Here is a 21,483-nt window from a genome sequence, read left to right on the forward strand (position 1 = left end):
CTGGCTTCCTTGCTTCCTGTCTGTTCCAACATTTCCTTTTTCTTTGTTTTTTAGCGTATTTCTGTATGGAATTAAAATTGCTTCCATATGCCTATAATACTTGAGCGAACTCGATTGCGGTTACTGTCTCCCCAAACGTTGCCGCCCAGGAATCAAAGTGTCCCATACCCATACGCATGAGTGTGTCATACTGGAGATAACGCATGATAGTGTAAAGCTCGGTCATACTATTTGATACAGGAGTACCTGTAGCAAAGGTGATTCCTCTGCCGCCTGTCAGTTCATCCATATACCGGCATTTCATAAACATATCCGAACTTTTCTGTGCATCCGTCTGTGAGATACCCGCCACATTCCGCATTTTTGTATACAAAAAAAGGTTCTTAAAACTATGGCTCTCATCCACAAACAGCCGGTCTACACCCAACTGCTCAAAAGTTACTACATCATCCTTTCTGGTCTGGTCATTGAGTTTCTTCATCCTCGCCTGCAGACTCTTCTTTGTTTTTTCCAACTGCTTGATGGTATAATTCTGCCCTGCCTGATGTGCCGCTTCTTCAATGGAAAACGTAATATCTGCGATCTGATCTTCCAGCATGGCAATCTGCCGTTCTCTTGAAAGAGGGATTTTCTCAAACTGCGTATGGCCGATGATCACGGCATCATAATCCCCTGTCGCAATACGGGAACAGAACCGTTTTCGGTTTGCCGGCTCAAAGTCTTTCTTCGTTGCCACCAGGATATTTGCTCCCGGATAGAGACGTAGGAAATCACTGCCCCACTGCTCGGTCAGATGGTTTGGCACAACATAAAGATTCTTTTGTGAGAGTCCCAGCCGTTTTGATTCCATACCGGCTGCGATCATCTGGAACGTCTTTCCTGCTCCTACGCAATGAGCCAGTAACGTATTATTTCCATACAGCACATGAGCCACTGCGTTTTTCTGATGCGGCATCAAGGTGATCTCCGGGTTCATGCCGACAAACTGAATATGGCTTCCATCATATTCCCGTGGACGGATGCTGTTAAATCGTTCATTATAAATTTTACAGAGATCTTCCCGTCGGTGCAGGTCTTTAAATATCCACTCCTTAAATTCCTCTTTGATCAGCTCCTGCTTCTGCTGTGCCAGCATCGTTTCCTTCCGATTTAATTCCTGGTGTTCCCCATCGGCATCCTGTACCGTGTCATAAATCTTGGTATCTCTAAGGTTTAAGGCATCTTCCAAAAGGCGGTAGGCATTGGCTCTCTGTGTTCCATATGTGGAAGTAACAAGGGCATTTCCGTAGCTGTCCACATTTTTTCCCATAACATTCCACTGTCCGGTCACTTCGGCATACTGGACTTTGACCTTGCTCCCTACATAATATCTTGGTGTATGGAATGTTTCTGCCATGAACCGTGTAATGTAATCCTCGGAGATCCAGGTTGCCCCAAGTCTTGCTTCAATCTCTGATGCATCCAGATCTTTTGGCTGTACCTGCTCCAAATACTGCACATTCACCTGATATTCCGGGTGATCTTCTGCAAACTGTTTTGCGATCTGCAGTTTCTCCCTCACATTTCCAGAAAGATATTCGTCCGACGGCTCCCATTTTTCACCGATCGGATTCTTAAAGATCACCCCTGCCAGTTCTTCTGTAAGCTCCTCTTCTGTTTTCCCTGAAAGCTGTGCCATATAGGAAAGGTCAACGCCTGCCCTCTCACCAATGCAAACCACAAGTGCTTCACTGGCAGTATCCACGGAAGTTACCGTTTCTGCCCTGCGGATCGTCCTTTTGGTAAAAATATCCGCTTTCCGTTTCAGTTCTCCCTTATCATCCAGAAATTCCAGAGAAGTCAAAAGACAATAGCTGCTGTCCTGACTGAATGCCCTCTTATTGGCATTGCTGCTGATAAGACCATATTTTGCTGTAAAGATATCATATTCTTCATTGAGTTTTTCCTGCAGCTTTGTGATCTGCTCATCGCTTCCCTCTTCCATCTGACACCGGATCAGTTCATTCGTAACATCACGGATCTTCACCATCCCTTTGACACGTTCCGCTGTCATTGCCGGAAGCACCATGCGGTTCATCACAGAATTTTCCCGGTAATAGACTTCCTCATTCACTACGGTAAAACTGAAATTCTTTACATCCGGGTCTGCCGGTATAAAGACAACATCCTCCTCCAGCTCTGTATCCGAAAGTTCCAGTTCCGTGATCGTGCCATGGATATTCTGGACAGCTTCTTTTAATTGTTCTTCTAAGGTAATTCCTTCTTTTGGTTTTACGGTCACTTCCTGCTTTCCATACTGGGTACTTTCTGTAGTAAACTCACCAAGCACCATTTCCGGATGCTCTGCAAAATAAGCATTGACTGAATAGCCTTCCGGTGTTTCCTTTAAATTTAACCATTCCGGTTCCTCAATGGATGCCCTGTCCCTTTTCTGGAAAAACAGAATATCAGAAACAACGCTGGTATTGGCATTTCTCTGGAACGCATTATTCGGTAATCGGATGGCTCCAAGCAGTTCTGCCCGGTTTGCGATATACTGTCTCACTGCCGGGTTCTGCTTATCCATCGTTCCACTGGAAGTTACCACTGCAACTACACCGCCCGGACGGACCAGATCAAGAGATTTTGCAATAAAATAATCATGGATCATAAAATGATGCCGGTCATATCTGCGGTCACTGACCTGATACGCCCCAAATGGAACATTACCTATCACGCAATCAAAAAAGTTGTCCGGATAACTGGTTTCCTCAAATCCCTGCACGGCAATCTTGTTTTTCTGGTAAAGCTGTTTTGCGATCCTGCCCGAAACCGGGTCGAGTTCCACACCATACATATTGGCTTTGCCCATACTCTCCGGAATCAGTCCCATAAAGTTACCGACTCCACACGATGGTTCCAGGATATTTTCCTGTTTCAGTCCCATATTTTCCAGTGCTTCATACATACTTCGGATCACGGTCGGGGATGTATAAAAAGCATTTAAGGTCGATGCCCTTGCTGCACTGTATTCTTCTGGCGATAAGGTATTCTTTAATTCCAGATACTCATTCGCCCAGCTACTGTTATTCTCCTCAAATGCCTGTGGGATGCCACCCCAGCCAACATAACGGGATAAGATTTCCTGTTCTTCGGGTGCTGCCAGACGTTCTTCTTTCTCCAAAGTCTGTAACAAATGGATGGCTTCCATATTTGCCTTATACTTTACTTTCGGACCGCCTGCCCCAAGGTCATTATCCTGGATACGGAAGTTATGTGGTTCTAACACAGCTTTTTCCTGTTCCTGACTTTTCAGAATAGATTCTTCGGCAGTAACCTCTTCCTCTTCTATTTTCTCCACATCTGACATATCTACTACGGTCGGTTCTGCCACTGCCTTCGTATCTAAGAAATCAAACATGGTCATCTGGTGCCCGGATGGTTCCACAAAAGACGGTTCTGCTTCCGGTGTCGGAAATATCGTATAGGTTCCTTCTGCATACTGGTGGAGTTCTGAAAGAAGTTCTGTTTTCTGCTGATAGTTTGTCCCATACGCCTCAAAATCTAATGACAAAGCTGCCAATGCTGCATCCATCTTCTGTAACAGTTCCTCTGTCTGCTCTGTTCTTTCCAACACTGCCATCAATTCTGCTCTCGACACAGCCCCAAAAAAGTCATTGGTAAATGGTCTGTCTATTCCTTCCGGAAGACGAGCATAAAAACTAAGTATCTTATTCGCCATCTGTTCCCGTTCATATTCTGGCATATGAACATAATCTTCTGCCTGCAGGAACTGGTCATTCCTTATCAAATAGGATATTCTATTGGCAACTTTCTTCCAAGATAATGAAATTGAAGCATATGGGCTATTATCATCACCTCTTGCAAGAAGCAGTCCTTTCCTGTCATAATTTACATAAAAATCATCTACATCAGGCAGTGCATGAATCCTTTTATTAGCTCCATACTTTTCTTTAACAAAATCTGTTCTGGATTTTTCATTTTCATTTAACAGATAAAAAGAATACGTTTTGAGCCTATCTTTTGAATAAGGGCCACCCCTTGCGAGAAAAGAATCTATCTCATCCTGCGTAATAAACATCTGATGTTCTTTCCACACAAATCCGTCCCTTGCCTGATAAGGGATGACCTCATCCGCAAACTTCTGAAACTGCTTTGAGATATTTACAGGATTATAATGATGGAAACGCATAATGGAATGATTTTCTTCATAGGCTTCTGCCAGTGCATCCAGTCTTTCATCCAGTTCCGAAAGCCACTGGGGATCTTCCAATTTTTCTTCCAGATAATCCGTGATCTCTGGATAGATACTGCGAAGATGTGGTAAGTCCTCTTCGTCGAAAACAATCTCCGCTACTCCTTCTGCCATATCCCCTTTCATATAGGCAAGAGCCTGGGCGTGTTCTTTTACTGCATTACTTCTTGCCGCATCCAATACAGACTGCGGTGCATATTCACCCTGATCTAAAAGCTGATGGATACGTCCGCTGACATCTTCCCATGATAAAAATGCCTTATCTAAGATATGGTCTGTAACTGTATGCCCTACTGCGATCTGCATCCCGGTTTCATCAAACCAGACTGAATATTCATTTCCATCAATCTGAAAGCCTTTTCCCCCTTTGCGGTATTCACGCTTCACAAACTCCGTATATTCCTCCGGTGTCTGTTCACTCATGAAATTATAGATGACCCGGAGCTGGCTGGCTTTCCGGTTTCCTCCTGTCCGTAAGATCTCATCAACAACTTCCTCTGGAATCGGGATTTCTCTGGCATAAAGGGCAGCTGCCCTTTCCTCGATCTGCCGTCTTTGTTCATTTGCGGTTGGATATTCGGGCAAAGATAAAGCAGAGGCGATCTCTTCCTCTGCTTTACTCAATCCATCTTCTCTTGTATCTTTGACTAACTGTATACCAATTCCGTCAAGATGCTCTCTTCCGCTGTTGCCATCAGTGCGTTCATGTGTGCTGTCCATGCCATCGGATCTGCTTCCTTGTCCGGTGCCGGATTCTTCTCCAGCAATTTCTCCATCTGGCAGTCCATTCTCTCCTGTGCTGCTTTCTCGATCTGCTCCAGATGACGGTTCAGCTTCCCGGTCAGAAACAGGCTCTGATAAAGACTGTTCCTGTGTTCCTTCAGAAATGTCCTCCGCAGCATCCCGTATTTCCCGATCGTCACTTCTTCCTCTTCGACGGTCAGATTCGGAAACAGGTAATCTCCCTTGCGATGATATGTCAGTTCCATAATCGGTTCCTCCTTCATTTTCAATATTTTCTTCTTTTTTCGTTTCTGCATCCCGGTTTTTGATTTCACGCATTAACGTGGTAAAGTTATTATAATTCCTTTCATTGTAATTTTCAACCTCTTTTCTCGCTTCTTCCAGAGAAATTTTATGTACGGTCTTTCCAATATCAATCAGAATACTTTCACTGAGCTGGCTTGTTGCATTTCCAAGGAAGGTGAGAACAGACAGGCGGTTATAATCTGTGATATGCATGAAGTCCTCTTCTTCCAGAAGTTCCATCGGGTCAAGTCCGCATCGCCTGGAAAGCAGATAGTAAACACTGTCTGTTGCCAGCTGACGGAAATCACTGCGGATCGTCACCTCATCCAGATCTTCCAGATAAGTACCTTCTACAGCATATTCCAATCCGTCCAGATATTCCTCCAGATTATCACTGACCATTTCCCTTGCAACTGCCATTAATGAATCCTGCAAAGTTGCTGTATCCTTTTCTTCCAGAGCATAGACCTCTGCCAGATGGGTGAGAATCTCTTCTCTCTGGTGTTCCTGCATCTTCCAAAGATACGGGCTTCTGCCTCCGGCTACCATGTGGGTATCCGAAATATCAAACACATAATGGAGTTTGGTATTCTGCCAGGTTTCATCAAACAGGGCAATTCCTCTTGCACCACGATTTACCCAGCGTAACATCTTTTCATTCCATAGTTCCAGTGATGCACAGGCTGTTGCGTCTGGACGCTGTGCATGAATCAGAAGCTGATCAGAAAAAGAATACCGATATAATCTTGATGCTGTATCCATATAATCCATCCAATTCCCTGGCGAACTGCTTACTGATACGGCATGTTCCTGCGCCAAGTTTCGTATGTCCTGTAGTTTAGACATTTAACTTCCCTCCTGTCAATAAAAAAACAGCCTACTCTTTTTAGAATTGGCTGTATAAAATGTACTTTACTTTTCGGAGAGAAAATGCTATATTCTAATTGAAAAGAGTAACCGCCCACAAGGTGGATGCTCCTGGATTAGGTTTTAATTTATTTTGCTCTCAAAGAGAGCTGCCTATCCTGTTGGCAGACAGGGTAGGCTATTTTTTTCGCTTGTTGTCCCTATTATCCAAATAGGCAAGCAAAGCAATCAGAAACGTACCGCCTAAGAACAATAAGCTCAAGACTTCGTATGTATCCATTCGCTCCACCTCCCTTCTTCTGTATCCCTTAACGGGATCTGAAAATCCAGGAGGTTTTTACCAACCCTGTACACGGTTACTCCAGTAATATTCTAACAGGTAACTCTCCGCAAAGCAATTCCTTTTTACTTTATACGGTTTTATATTCTGTTTTTTGTTTATCCTCTGGCCAATGCAGTTTCCATTCCAGATATTCCTCTTCTGTAATTCTTCCATCGCCCAGTTTCTGCTTTTTCCCCATCCATTCCTGCAGATAAGACATTGTTTTTTTATCCCTCATTGTGATTCCAACTGTTTCACTTTCTGAATCATTTAGCAGGAACAGATGAAAAAGCCCTCTATTTTCTTCATCCATCCAGAATAAAGTTTCCATTAATTCGTCCATTGTCGCAATTCCAGGACTTAAAAAATTTCGGACATCAACTTCCAATATTTCTGCTATCCGGATAAGCGTTTCCTGCTTCGGTGTACGCTGTCCACTTTCATATTGGGCAATTCTCACATCTGCACTATTTTCTCCATACCCTAACCTGCGCCCCAGTTCTTTTTGAGTTATGTTGCGAAACATACGGATTTTTCTTATTCTTGCTCCTAGCTTCACTTGTTTCTCCTTTAAAAACAAATCTACATGGTAAATATATCTCTACAAATTGCAGATAAAATTCCAAATAAAAATGCAAAAATATACATTAATGAATATATATCCTTGCATTTTTCAACTATAATTGAATCCAATAATAGCTCACAAAATTTTTATATTTTTCCATCTTGTTCAAGTTTTTCTTTCAATTGGTCTATAAACGGTCTCATCCTACGATATGCTCTTTTGCTTAAATCCAACTCATAGCTAATACCTTTTCTTTGTTCTGCGATAATGTGAATGCCATTTCGATACGAATAGATTTCGATTAATTCAGAGGGTAAATCTATTTCAATTTGCTTGTCGTTGACAAATTTATGAATAAGCCCTAAACATTCTGCCGTTCTACATTTATCATCAAATCTAACTTGAGGTTTTTGTTTCTCTTTTTTGCAATAATAAAAAGGGACAATTTCTTTTCCATCATGCGATAACGCATCTTGCAATTTATTCATTTTATCTTGAGGAATGGATATTCTAACAGGAACTGTATAATGCATTAAAGACTCAAATTCAGCTGTATCATAATAATATGTAGTTAAAACATTTTCTATTACGGCTTCGTAAATCGATGCATATGCAAGTATCTGATTTCGTACTTCAAACATTAAATTAGCATCAGTTGCGCCTATTCCTTCATATAATTTGTATGCAAATCTTATAGCCTTAAATTCCGTAATAATACGATGTCGTAATTCTATATCCTGAATAAAAGAAAATTCATTTTCATACCATGAATCATCTGCTAAATGGTTATTACAATAATCCTCAATTTCTTTTTTGATTCTTTCAGAAAAAGCCATATTTTTTTACCTCCTAGTTTCGCTCCATCTATTCATATAATATCATAAAATAGCGTTGGCGCGTAAAACTTTATCCACAATCCCTGGGGCTGTATTACAGCCCCAGGACCTTATTCTATTATTATTTATGTTTTCTTCTGATTGCCACTACACCTCCCAGACATCCTGCTGATACCGCAAGCGCCAGCACAAAAATAGCAATATTTGTGTTATCTCCTGTTTTTGGTGAATTGGATACAGAAGTCGCATCAGAACCATGGGAAACAGGAGTGCTGACTCCCTGGTTTTCTGATGTTTCCGGAGTGTCTTTTTCCGGAGCTTTCTTATTTGTCAGATCCAGAGTATATTCAATCACAGGAGTATGGTCATTGACATACTCAAACTGAATCTTATGCTCTGTTTCATCAAGCTGATAGCTATCCAGTGTTTTTGTTTCTTTCAGGATATATGTGATTGCTTTTTTATACTGCCCATTCTTAAAAGTCGCAATCGGATAATTCTTTGATTCTGCATGACCGGCACTGTCTGTTACCAGAGTTTCCAGAACTTTACCTTTACTGTCACAAAGGGCAAATTCTACACCTTTCATTGGCTTCTTGGTATCTTTATCTGTTTTATTTAAGATCACCTTGCCCATTGCCTGTTCATCTTCCATTTTGGCTCCCTGAATATCTCCGGTGTCCTTAATCTCAAATGTCACTTTATTTGCCACAATGTACCCCTTCGGTGCTGTTTCCTCCAATAATGTATAAGTACCGATTGGAAGTTTCTCCACATAATGGGGTTGATCACCAGACGTCCAGCTTTCCATAACTTCTTGGTTTTCATTAAGGATATACAGCTTCGCACCTTTGACCTCGCTGCTTCCATCTGTCATATCCACCTTACTGATCAGAATTTTTGTTGTATCGTCCTGCATTTCTACTTTCTGTATATCTGCAGTATTTTCTACTACAAACGTAATGGATTCTGCAGTTGCATAACCATCAGCAGGAATTGTCTCTGTTAATGTATATTTCTTTCCAACTTCCAGTTCCTTAATGATGTGTGGTGTGCTTCCGGATGTCCACTCATCCACAACGTTTCCCTCTGAATCAGATACTTTCAGTTTTGCACCTGGTAATTCTTCCCCTGTTGTAATATCTGATTTTGTGATTTCAAAAGTAGTTGGCTCATCTTCATAAGTGAACTCAAAGGATACTTCTGTAACCTCTTCTCCCGCATAAGTAAAATCAAATTCCTTGATTTCTTCTGTTGTTACAAATCCTGCAGGAGCCTGCACTTCTTTTACATAATAGCTTCCATTGATTGGAAGATCTGCCGTAAATACAATTCTTCCATCCTGATCCGTAGTTTTCTGCTCGATCATGGTATCTGCTTTCAGGATCACTTCGCCTTCTGCATTTAAAATATCATTCTTTGTATAAAGTGCAAATACTCCGCCTTCCAGAACACGGTCTGTATTTTTTTCTTTCTTAACTACAGTTACTTTTGCTTTCTGGCGGTTATTCTGCCAGTCCTCATCATAAGTCACAACCGGAGTATTCTGATCACGATAAGTCAGATCAACCTCTCTGATTTCCCCATCCAGAACATATCCATCTGCAGTTTCTTTTTCTTTTACATAGTATTTTCCTAAAGGAAGATCTTCTGATCTTGCATATCCAAGAGCGTCTGTCGTAATTGTTGCTACCAGTTCATCCTTTTTATAATAATCACTGCTTTCCCCATCTGCAGCCTTGATGTCTTCCGCTGCATAAATTTCAAAAGTAACATCTTTCAAAGAACCTGTAACATAGCCAAATGCTGCGTCCATGCCGCCTGCCAGCATATCTTTCCAGGTAACTTCTTTGACAAATTCACCTTTTTTATTGAGGATGATTCGTCCAACCGGAACAGCATCCTTCATTTCTACTTTTTGAACATCTGCAGTATCAGAAACTGTAATTTTCACTTCCTCTGCCTGCAGATAACCATATGGTGCAAACTCTTCCCGAAATGTGTAGGTTTTTCCCACATGGAGTCTTTTTATTACATGAGCTTTTCCTTTTACAGAAGTCCATTTTTCTACTTCTTTTCCGTCTGAATCCAGAACCGTCAGTGTTGCTCCGTCAAGTTCCACACCTGTTGTAATATCTGATTTCGTAAATTCAGTTGTTGTCGGCGCATTCCTAAAAACAGTTTCCAGTTTTACTGTTTTTACTTCCTGTCCCTGATATTTCGCAGTCACCTCAATCTGCTCATCCGAAGATACAAAACCATCTGGGGCTGCCAGTTCTTTCACATAATAAGTTCCAAATGGCAGATCCTGCTCAAAAACAGCTTTTCCATCTTCGCCTGTTACCGCTTTTGTAAGCAGTTCGTCTGCTTTTACCAGCACCTTGTCCCCTGCTTTTATATCCTCTTTTGCGTAAAGACCAAACTCTGCTCCAGAAAGCCCTTTCTCATTTTCAGCATCTTTTTTCACAACTGACACTTCTACTTTCTGGCGATCATTTATAAACTCTGCACTCTGTGAGATCACTGGTGTATCCTGGTCTGCATAGACGAAAGAAATTTTCTGTTCTTCTTCATTTAATACAAATCCCTCTGGTGCAGTCTTTTCTACCACTTTGTATTCTCCTAAAGGCAGATTATCAAGATCTGCTTTTCCGGATTCATCCGTTGTCAGTTCTGCAACTTTTGCACCCTTTGCATATTCCAGGATTCTTTTTCCTGTGTCATCTTTCTGGAAATCAGCTGTATAAATATCCTCTGCAGCATACACTTCATATACTGCACCGGAAAGGTTCTGAACTTCATACTTAAAATCATTCTTATAGGTCGAAAGAACCTCTCCTTTTTTCTGTACAGTGAGTTTTCCTTTCACCGGATGATTCTCATATACAACTTCAATGATTGCATCACCTGATACCGGATCAGTCTGATACAGCGTATTGGTGTCCACCTGTATTTCGACATAATTTTTGTTAATGGTATAACCGTCCGGTGCTGTTACCTCTTCGATTCTGTAATGACCGATTTTTAAATTCTGCGGCAAGATCAGATATCCGTCTATATCTGTGAAATAAGAGGTATGTGTAACGGTTGTCGGGTATGTAGTTACCTGCTCTACATATTTTTCATGATCCAGATCATAAATTTTAAACTCTGTTCCCGGAATTAAAACTGATTTTTTAGTCTCATCATCCTGTTTGATGATTTTCAGTTTTGCAGAAAATTCTTTATCCAAAAGAACTCTCCATGTCTGCGGCTCTGTTGGTTTATTCTCTGTAATCCTGACAATAAAATCATCTACAGGTTTGTAATTATGGGGTGTTGTAGTTTCTCTCACCAGATATGTTCCATATGGAATTGCAATGGATTTTACATAGCCTTTCTCATTTGTAAAAATTTCCGTTGCTCCATTTTCACCGATCACAACCGGCTCTGCAGAGGAAAAATCATAATTTTCATCCTCTTTTACCACCAAAGAAGATACCAGATATGCACTAAATCCAGCTCCGGATAATAATGCAGCATCTGTATCTCCATTATTGGCAGCTTTAATAAGTTCAAACGGCTGTTTTTTTACAGTTTCCAGCGAAATACATTCTTTTTCTACAACCGCTGTCAGATCACCTTCATCACTGCATACAAGGTCATATTCATTCTCATCTGTCAGATATCCTACGGAAGGGGTAATTTCCTTGATATAATACTCTCCAAGATAAAGATTCTCTATCCTTGCTTTTCCCTCTTTATCTGTGGTCAGCGTACCAATTTGGCTTCCTGCTTTATAAATAACACCGGTTTTTCCATCTGGATGGGTAATATCGTTTCTTGCATAAAGTCCATACACCGCATTTTTCAGGGAAGCATCTCCCTGTGCCTTATTTTCTTTTGTCTCGGCATCTTTTTTATTCAAAGAGATTGCAGCACTGACCCTGTCATTCACAAAAGTATGACTGAAAGAAATTTTTGCCTGTTCATCATTGGTATAACTGAACTGGAAAGAATAAGTATCTTTCTCATTTCTGACATAACCAGCCGGAGCCTGGACTTCTTTTACATAATAAGAAAATCCCACTGGAAGATCTGCTTTAAATGCTGCTTTTCCATCAGTACCAGTAATTGCAGTCTCAATCAGAGCATCTTTTTTTACTGCTACTTTTCCATCCACAGTTTTCATATCCTGCGCTGCAAACAGAGCAAAATGCCCTCCGGATAGTGTATTTTCAGTATCTTTGTCTTTCTTTATCACTTGCACCACTGCTTTCTGACGGTCATTTGTAAAGGTAGTCTCTGAGAAAGCCGCTTCTGCAGTCTGCCCTGCATAAGAAATGGTTACTTTTTTTGTTTCTTTTGCATTATAAAAATTTTCCGGGGCCTGTGCTTCTGTTACATTATAGCTTCCAAGCGGAAGATTCTTTACCGTTACAGAACCGTTCTCACCTGTGATCAGATTTTTCGCTACTTCTGCGCCTTTTTTGTAAACTGTTTTTCCACCTGCTGTTACAATATCCTCGGCAGCATATACGTTATAAACAGCTCCTTTCTGACGGCGTTTCTCATACTGGAATGAAGTTCCATTTTCATCAGATACAGCTCCTACAAAAACTTCTCCCTCTTTATAAACGGTCAGATTTCCTTTCTGCTCTTTGTCCGTTACAGTCTGTTTGGTTGTACTGCCAACTACTAATTTCACTCCATACGAAGAAGCCTGGACAACATAACCTTCCGGTGCTGTAATCTCTTTTAAGTAAACAGTATCCTGTGTCTTGGTAAGAGTTACACGTGAAGAACCATTGCTGTCTGTTGGCGGCATTTTAGCAATCAGCTTTGTGCAGGCGTTATCACTATATACCCCATACACGGCTCCAGCTAGATTTTTTCCAGTATCTCCATCTTTCTTTGTAATTTCAATAACTGCTTCTTCCGGCCAGTCAACTGTAATCTGCAGGTCAGAGGAATCTGTATAGTAGCCAAAACCAATGTCCTGTGAACTCTCCAGTTTTAAAAGCATTGCATGGAAATCCAGGGGAAAATTGGAAGTGATCGCATACTTTCCTTTCAGACTGCCCATATTGGCTGTTGTAGCTACAAGATGAAATTTCTCTCCACCTTTTACAGTGACATTTCCAGATGCCGTCTTTCCTGTAGTTTCGTTGACAAGGCTCACACCATTTTCCAGATGAATGGTAATGGTAAATGCTTCATTTGCCTTCCAGGTAAAACTTTCTGTTTCCTTTCCCGTTGCATTAACGGAAAGTCCTGGAAGAAGTTTCATTGCTGTCGGATCAGGCATTTTAGCAAGAGCTGCTTTAATCTCTTTCAGCATATTTTTAGCGGTTGTAGAAAGCGCACCTCCAAATCCGGATTCGCCATCATATAAATAGTCAACCAGGTAATGCTGCATGGCTCTTGTCTCAGAACTGCATCCATATTTTTCCATAATGGATTTTACATTATATCCATTGAATGTATGTCCCCATCCTGGACCGCCATATCCATAGAATAAGGCTTTTCTCAAATATTTATCATCTCCGCCTTCATCCAGTTCAACCATATTTTTATATGTTGTCCCACTTGGAGGTGACTGCATGGAGTGCTGCATACAATACGCATTTACTGTATAAGTCTTTCCGCCTGCTTTGTAACGAACATATTTGTAGCTGTCATTTCCACCCTGTCCCATAACTGTATCAAACGGATGAAGCTGGCCATCTGAATAATAGTAATATTTATTTGCTTCAATATTTGTTGCATCATCCCATGGAGTATCGGTTGCAAGTAACATGATACCGTTTTCTGCCTGATCCATGGAAACACTTAGGTCAATGTCATCTGCTGGCATTTCAAAACTGAATTTATCCGATTCTTCGTGATAAGTCACCTCAGAATACAATAAATCTTCTGTATTCTCTGTCTGGTTTGCCTGTACTTTTGTTGTTCCTACTGCAATTAAGCTGCCTTGCGGCATATCTCCAGAAAAAACAACGGTTTCTCCTGGCTGATACTGTCCATCTTCATGATTCAGCTCAATATGAAATTCCTCTCCACGAACAATATTTACCTGATAATTTCCATCTGCATCTTCTGTTTTCTCTGTTCCATCTGTAAAAGAGTCGTCTGTCGCCTCTGGCATTTCTTCCGGATCTGTATCTGTAATTTCTTCAAATGTGCTGTCTGTATCCGGATTATCATCTATGGCAGGTTCTTCTGTTGAAACTTCCTCAGACGGGTTTTCCGGGATTGGTGTATCTATTGGCTCTTCCTCAACCGGAATTTCTGTCGGAGTTACTTCTTCATAGATTTCATCCTCTGACGGAATTTCTACATTTACCTCATTCTGCACAGGTTCTTCACTCTCTGCAGTGCCTATGGCTGGTTCCTCGCCTTCTGCTTCATTCTCATCTTCCTGGTTGCTTACAGATTCCTGATTCTCAGATTCAGCAACCTGCACCACCGCTTCCTTTACAATCAGCTTACGATTGATCTGATAAATTGGGTGGCCACTTACTGGCTCCACATAATAAACAGCTTTGTATGTATCTTCGTAATCTGTTGTAAAGTCCTGCTTTTCCTCATTTTTTGCCTCATGGAAAGTGATCTTCACCTTTTTTTCATCTGGTATTTCCAGTCCGGTAAAATCTTTCTCCACTTCAAAAATACTGCCTGTTTCCAGTTCCAGATCTTTTGCTTTTACCACCTCATCTGCATCAAGTTCATTTTTTACCTCTTCGTATAACGGTGGCTCTTCTGGCACTGGCACTACATCTGCCGCATAGGACAGTATTGGAGATAGAATTGTAGATAACACTGTAAGCATTGCCAAGAATCCCGACAAAAATCTTCTCATATTTTTTTTATTCTTCATTCTTTTTTCCTTTCTTCCGTTCCGGGAAAATCAACTGAAACTTTGGATTTCCGGTTTCTGAAACCTCCATCTTTATAGTTGCTTCATACTTCCTTTTTGTTTTCTCTGATACCAGATCTTTGAAATGCACCTGCTTCTCACTCAGCAGCTTCCTGACAGTTGCTTCATCAAGCGTTTTTCCCTGACTCTCAAAAAATCGGTTATTTTTCCATAAAGTAAAACTGCAATCACTTCCTGAACAATAATAATTTCTCTTTCCCACATAAACCTTATTGCCGCATCTAGGGCATTTTCCAATTTCTTTCCGACCATCTGAAAATAGTTTCTGGTATTCTTCCACTGGCTGTCCATTATCACTTACCAATTTGGAAACCATTTTTTCAATTTCGAAGAGAAATTCTTCTACATTTTTCTGGCCTCTGGAAATCAGTGTCAGATCATTTTCCAATTCTGCTGTAAGTTTTGGTGATTTGATCATTTCCGGAAGAATCCTGATCAGATTTCTTCCATCTGCTGTAGGTAATATCTGCTTCTTTTTACGCTCAATAAAGCCTTTCTCAATCAGTTTTTCAATAATCGCTGCCCTAGTAGCCGGAGTTCCAAGCCCTTTTCTCTCTGCGTCTTCTATCGTATCCGAGCTTCCAGCGTGTTCCATGGCACTAAGGAGCGTATCCTCCGTATAATGTTTCGGCGGTGCTGTAAAATGTTCACTAAATTTTACAACAACACATTCAAATACCTGTCCTATTTTTATATCTGGAAAATCACTTTCCTCCTCTTCTGGCTTTTCTGCATTTTTCCCATATGATTTAAAGAACCGTTCTTCCACTTCTTTCCATCCATATTGGAGAACATTCTTTCCAGATGCAGTAAACAGTTCTCCATGACAGGAAATTTCAGTCTTAATACTCTCATATATGTATTCCTGTTCCGATGCACATAATAACTTTGATGCAATCAGCATGAGAATTTCTTTTTCTCCACCTGGAAGTGCTTTTAAATCCGTGTTTGCAATTTCTACCGTTGGTATAATTGCATGATGATCTGATACCTTTTTGCTGTTTAAAAGTCTTTTTATCTCTGGTTCCGAACCCTTCATTGATATTTCTGGAAATACTCTATTTACCGCATCAATAACCAAAAACGCATTTTCTCCCATATCATCTGTAAGATATTGGCTATCCGTCCTTGGATACGTCACCAGTTTCTTCTCATAAAGGCTTTGGGTATAGTCCAAGGTTTGCTGTGCCGTAAATCCAAGAAGACGATTTGCTTCCCTCTGTAATGTGGTCAGATCATATAATTTCGGCGGCTGTACCTTTTTCTTCTCTTTCTTTACTGAAAGAATCTGTGCAGTTTCATCCTTCATATCCTCCATCATCTGAACGGCAGCACTTTTCTCTTTTATCCGGTTGCTTACAGCATCCAATCCATCCATCAGAAGATGAACCAGATAATACTTCTCTTTCTGGAAGTTCTCGATGCTCTTTTCCCGTTCCACCAGCATTGCAAGTGTAGGTGTCTGCACTCGTCCTACAATCAACCGATGGTGGTACAGCACCGTAAACAGTCTGGTGGCATTAATTCCCACCAGCCAGTCTGCTTCACTTCTCGCCACCGCAGAATAATAAAGATTATCATATTCATGTCCATCTTTCATCTGCTGAAATCCTTCCAGAATTGCTTTTTCCTCCATGGAAGAAATCCACAGTCTTTTAAAGGGAAGTTTACATTCTGCCTGGTTATATACCAGACGGAAAATCAACTCCCCTTCTCTTCCTGCATCTGTTGCACATATAATTTCTGTGACATCTGCTCTGTGAAGCAGTTCCTTTAAAATCTGAAACTGCCCTTTGGTACTTTCTTTAATCTGATATTTCCAATTCTCCGGGATCATGGGAAGTGTCTCATATCTCCATGCTTTCCAGTCATCCCGGTACTGATCTGCACTGGCCAGTTCAATCAAATGCCCAATACACCAGGAAACCAGATACTCTTTTCCTTCCAGGTAGCCATCTTTTACGTTTGTGGCATGAAGCACCTTCGCAATGTTTCTGGCTACGCTGGGTTTTTCCGCAATTACAAGCTGCAATTTTCTATCTCCTTTCTGCACCTGTCGCTGTAATTAAGTGAAACAAAGTTATTCCTCTGATTCTTCGTCTTCTACTTCACCTTCCATTTCATATTCTTCTAATTCTTCATCATCCTCACGAATTGTATCTTCTTCCTCCTCATCGTCGTCCTCGTCCTCTTCATAATCAAAAGAAGTATTTCTTCCTTTCATAAATTTCCAATAATAGTAAGCACCACAAACTCCTGCAAGAACCAGCAGCATTAATAAAATCGTGCCGGAATTATTGCTTTTCTTCTCAGGTTCTTCCTTTTCTTCCGGTATGATCGTAACTTCTGGTTCCGGTGTCTCTGTGATCTTCTCTGTTTCAAGTGGCAGTGCGGATTCTGCAATAGCCTGGTTCTGTGGAAGTGTGACCATGTTGGTATCCGTAAAGTTCAACAGATCATTTTCGCCTACCTCCGTAAGAAGATAAACATTTTCATCCGTTTTATCCTTATCTACGATCAGATAAAAAACCTTATCACTTTTTGTCTTGATCGTATAAAATTCCTTTCCCCCTTTGTCCTGAACTGTTCCTGTTGTCATGCCGGAAGCAGAGCTTTCTCCCTGCACCCGTCCGGTATCTGCTTCTGTATCCGTTTCATTTCCTGTGTTTTCTGGTTCTGTTGGTGCAGTAGCAGTCTCGTTCGTTGTCTGATGTTCCGTTACGGTTGCCGTAGCACTGGTGGGCTTACTTGCAGTTCCATCGGCTGGCAAAGAAGCTGCATTCTGCTCCGTTCCGGAAACCTCTGTATTCTCTTTTACTGCATCTGGATTTTCATAATAAGGGTTTCCTACTTTATATATCTCTGACATATTTCCTGCTTTGTCTTTTGCCTGCAGGGTAAAGTATTCATAGGAAGTATCCGCTTTTTGCAAACGGACATTTAATGTATTATTCGTCAGTTCTGTGAATTCATTTCCATTGACATACAAAGCAGCAATTCCCGATTCCGCATCAACTCCCTGCACAATCAGTATCCCATTCTTCGCAGCCGCAATAATAGTTGGTTTGGTTTTATCAAAACACTCTATGTAACGATTCTGCTCATAAGTATTTCCATTCTGATCGGTAACTCTCACATAAACACTACAATTAGAAGAGATGGATACTTCCATATTTCCGGTTATGTCTGACCATCCTCCATTTTCTGAAAGTCTTGCTTCTACTTTTGCAATAGAAAAAGCACCTGTATTCTTTGTATCTTCCACTTGAATTTTTACGGTTGCCGTATCTGTCTGCCAGCCTTCGGGTTCTGTAAAGGTAATCCCTACTTCCGGTGTTTCCGTCACATCATTTCCTGCATCTTCCTGTGCCTGTTCCACTGGATCTGCAAGAATTTCAGCTTCTGATCCATCTGAAAAATCAACATCTTCCGGGCTGCTTTCTTCTGATGATTCCACTTCTACATTATCTGCCCATACAGTCAGACTTCCGGGTGAACTATAAAAGAAAGCTCCTGCCGGAAGTCCTGCTAACGTAGCTGCGGTTAAAAATACAGCTGCTCTTTTATGAAATTTCTTCATTTTCTGTCTGCTCCTTTTCTCTGGTTTCCAATATCTTTTTTTGTTCCTCCTTGCTGATATCAATCATCAACTGAAGTTCCTCTGCGGAAACTCCATTGCTTCGGATAATTTTCAGATACTCCATATCCTCTGCCTGTTTCTTCTGTTCTTCCAGATCCCTTGCTTTTTTCTGTAGCTTTTCAATCTTAGCGTAGGTTCTGGCAAGTTCTTCTTTTATTCGTTCAATGTTCAAATACGCCCCTCCTTATGGCCTGCCAAAAGCATAAAAATGAGACTGCCAGTATGCAGAATTAATGGACGTATACTGAATTGGATTTCCACAATGGATCATCTGTCCATCTCCGGCATAAATTCCTACGTGGGTAACCGGCTCTCCCGCATCATACGTCCCAGTGAAAAAGATAATATCTCCTGGCCTTGCTTCTTCTGGTGATACAGGCATACAAATGTCATAAATTCCCTGTGCAGTAAGTCTTCCCATATTGCAGACACCCGAATTGGTAAACACATAGCTTACAAAACCAGAACAGTCAAAAGAAGTCTCCGGGCTGGAACCGCCCCATACATACGGCATACCAAGATATTTGTCTGCTTCCGCAAATAATCTCCGCACAGTCTCATCATCATAACTGCCGCCTCCACCATACAGCCCGCTATCTCCGGTACTGATATAAAAAACAGGATTATAATATTCCCCATCTTTGACCAGTTCCAAATATAACTGGCTTCCGGTTGCACTTCCTGTACTTCCCGTTGTACCAATTACAGTATCTGTTGTTACTTCCTGACCATTTACTACCGAAATGCTCTGCAGATAAGCGTATTTAATCTGCACACCTTTTTTATCCTGCGTAACTACATAATTTCCAAAAGTTCCGCTATATCCTACATCTACAAAAAAACCATTCATCGCTGACTTCACTTCTGTTCCCTGTCGTACATTAACCGTCACACCTCTGTGAAGTTGTGTCTGCCCGGTTCCATTATTTACAGAATACCCATAATAGGTACTGATATAGGCATACCAGTTTAACTCAACCGGAGTTTTATATATCTGTAAATTTCCTCTGTTGGAATAGACCTCTTCATAAATTTCCTGCTCATCCTCTTCCATTCTGGACAGAATAACACTTCTAAGCGGTTTTGCCTGAACAGAAACATTCAGTACATCTGCAGTTACTGTACGGGTAACTTCCACAGAGTTCTGATTGCCCTCTGCCAGAAAACATTCCCAAATCTGATGACCATGTGCCTCAGCTACTGCGTGATTATCATAATAAACATCAAACTGGACACCATACTGGGCAAAGTTTCCAGTATCTTCTACGGTGTACTCAATCCCATTCATCACTACTTTCGTCCCCATTGGAAGAAATGGGTTTGCAGCATCAACCGCAAGCGTATGATTAGCCTGTGGCATTGCCCCTGAAGCAGTTGGTCCTCCACTCCACACGCCACAGCAGATGGGACAGTTACAGTATCCACTGGTCACAACATTTCCCAATGACTGCCCTACCTGTATTGTAGATGTTTCCTGCCGGGTTTCACTTTTTTCTTCTACGGTGATTCCGTACTGTAAAGAAAAAATTGTTTCCAGTTCTCCTTTTATCTCATCAAACTTAAAATCCCCATACCTGGCAGTCAGATAACTGATCAATGTATGGGGATCATGGCCGATTTCACCAATGTTATATCTGTATTCATCTTTTCCTGGATACCGGGCTTCCATCTGGTTTATTTTCTGTTGAAGACTGGCTTCCAACTGCGTATAATACAACTCTGCTTTTTCAATTTCGTCCGGATCCGCAATGTAACTGGAAGCGATTACCGTAGAAATTCCATTAGAAAACATAGCCGAACAGGAAGCAAATCCTGTCATTACGGAAAGAAGCAAAATCAATAACAACCCCATTGAGATCAGAGTAGTTACATTTCTTACAAATACTTCCTGTGCCTTTCTTGCAATTTTAGTAGCAAGATTTACTGACCGGATTGAGGTGTCTTTTGTTTCTTTTGCAATCTTCCCAGCCCGGTATGCCATCTGATACTCTCGCTTAATCCTCTGCTTCTGTATTAATTTTCTGATCAGCTTTTTCTGCATCTCTGGATGTTCTTCCAGATATTTCTGATATTGATACCTGGATGCACTCTTCCAGGCTCTTTGCTCTAAACGGTTTTCTTTATGTATCTGACTGCGGTTCTTCCGGATATTTCTACTGCTATGTTCCTGTAATATCCACTCACCTGAACGCACCAGCTTATGTGCTGCATCTACAGCACTGTTTTCCTCTTCGTCTTCGCCTGCTTTCTGATATACTGCATTTTTTAATGCTTTCTTTGGAACAGAAGACAAGGTTTTCTTTTTACCATCCGTTTTCCCTGTTTTTTTGTCGAAATATAAATGGTACTTTACCTTTGCTTTCTGTTCCTCATTTGTTTTCTTGGTATAAACAGAATCTTTCGGAATTTTGTTCTGCCTCTCAGCTTCCTGTTTTCTTGCAGCCTTATCCACTTCCTGATAAGTTTTTATTGTTTTTCGGCTATATTTCTGCTTTCCTTTTTTTCGGTTTGTAGAAACATCATTCTTCTCTGCCTGAAAATGTCCTCCATCTGTTTCAGCCGAAGTTTTCTTTTCTTTCTTCAGACTTCCATCTGTCTCTAGTTTTCCAAACTGCAGTCTCTGCTGTTTCTTTTTCTGTCGCTGATACTGGCTCCTGTGTTTTTCTTTGCGCTCACGTATTTCTACCGCTGAATCCACAGATACACCTGCAGGCTTGTCCCGGTATCTGTACCGTCCCTGTGTTTTTCGTTTTCCCGGAGGACTGTTTGCAGCCTCTTCTTTTTTGGCAGGATTTCCCTCCTGAACTTTTTCGGAAAATTGTTTCTTTTCAGCTTTTTTATGAGAGTTTTTCTTCTTTTCAGAAGTAATAAATGCCTGTTCTACATCCTTCTGTTTATAAGGCAACTCCTGATCGCTGTTTGTAACTTTTCTGGTCTCCTTTGTTGCAAGATTTTCCTCAACCAGACCATTTCTGGTCATACGGCTGACTTTCTTCTCTTTCGCCGTATATTTTTGTTTTCCCAATATACCTCACCTCTGCTTTTTTGTC

At 41.1% G+C, this 21,483-nt stretch carries 8 protein-coding genes and 1 pseudogene; all 9 read right to left on the reverse strand.

Features of this window, described 5'->3' with window-relative positions; all coding sequences use genetic code 11:
- Window positions 1–103: 103 nt before the first annotated feature.
- Window positions 104–6,130: pseudogene (locus CCC70_RS16435) on the reverse strand (Eco57I restriction-modification methylase domain-containing protein); the annotation flags it as partial.
- A 199-nt stretch (window positions 6,131–6,329) separates the two neighbouring features.
- Window positions 6,330–6,431 (reverse strand): putative holin-like toxin, encoded by a 102-nt coding sequence (locus CCC70_RS16135; RefSeq protein ID WP_015524590.1) that lies wholly within the window; start codon window positions 6,429–6,431, stop codon window positions 6,330–6,332.
- Window positions 6,432–6,561: 130 nt separating this feature from the next.
- Complete coding sequence (locus CCC70_RS16140) at window positions 6,562–7,032, reverse strand: helix-turn-helix domain-containing protein (RefSeq protein ID WP_270652129.1); 471 nt, start codon at window positions 7,030–7,032, stop codon at window positions 6,562–6,564.
- A 152-nt stretch (window positions 7,033–7,184) separates the two neighbouring features.
- Window positions 7,185–7,874, reverse strand: a complete 690-nt coding sequence (locus CCC70_RS16145; protein ID WP_270652130.1) for a hypothetical protein — start codon at window positions 7,872–7,874, stop codon at window positions 7,185–7,187.
- 121 nt (window positions 7,875–7,995) lie between these two features.
- Window positions 7,996–14,733 (reverse strand): SpaA isopeptide-forming pilin-related protein, encoded by a 6,738-nt coding sequence (locus CCC70_RS16150; protein ID WP_270652131.1) that lies wholly within the window; start codon window positions 14,731–14,733, stop codon window positions 7,996–7,998.
- Window positions 14,723–16,825 (reverse strand): DNA topoisomerase 3, encoded by a 2,103-nt coding sequence (locus tag CCC70_RS16155; protein ID WP_270652132.1) that lies wholly within the window; start codon window positions 16,823–16,825, stop codon window positions 14,723–14,725. Before CCC70_RS16155 ends, CCC70_RS16150 begins: the two co-directional genes overlap by 11 nt.
- A 48-nt stretch (window positions 16,826–16,873) precedes the next feature.
- Complete coding sequence (locus CCC70_RS16160; protein ID WP_287085239.1) at window positions 16,874–18,373, reverse strand: CD1107 family mobile element protein; 1,500 nt, start codon at window positions 18,371–18,373, stop codon at window positions 16,874–16,876.
- The gene (locus CCC70_RS16165) at window positions 18,357–18,605 is read right to left on the reverse strand and encodes a DUF4315 family protein (protein WP_055066060.1); all 249 of its coding nucleotides are present in this window, start codon (window positions 18,603–18,605) and stop codon (window positions 18,357–18,359) included. Before CCC70_RS16165 ends, CCC70_RS16160 begins: the two co-directional genes overlap by 17 nt.
- Before the next feature lie 12 nt (window positions 18,606–18,617).
- Window positions 18,618–21,458 carry a CD1108 family mobile element protein gene (locus tag CCC70_RS16170; RefSeq protein ID WP_287085240.1) on the reverse strand — a complete coding sequence of 947 codons (2,841 nt, stop codon included), beginning with the start codon at window positions 21,456–21,458 and terminating at the stop codon, window positions 18,618–18,620.
- Window positions 21,459–21,483: the final 25 nt, after the last annotated feature.

This window comes from Blautia sp. LMAG:89 (assembly GCF_008679485.1).
GTDB classification, from domain to species: Bacteria; Bacillota; Clostridia; order Lachnospirales; family Lachnospiraceae; genus Blautia_A; species Blautia_A fusiformis.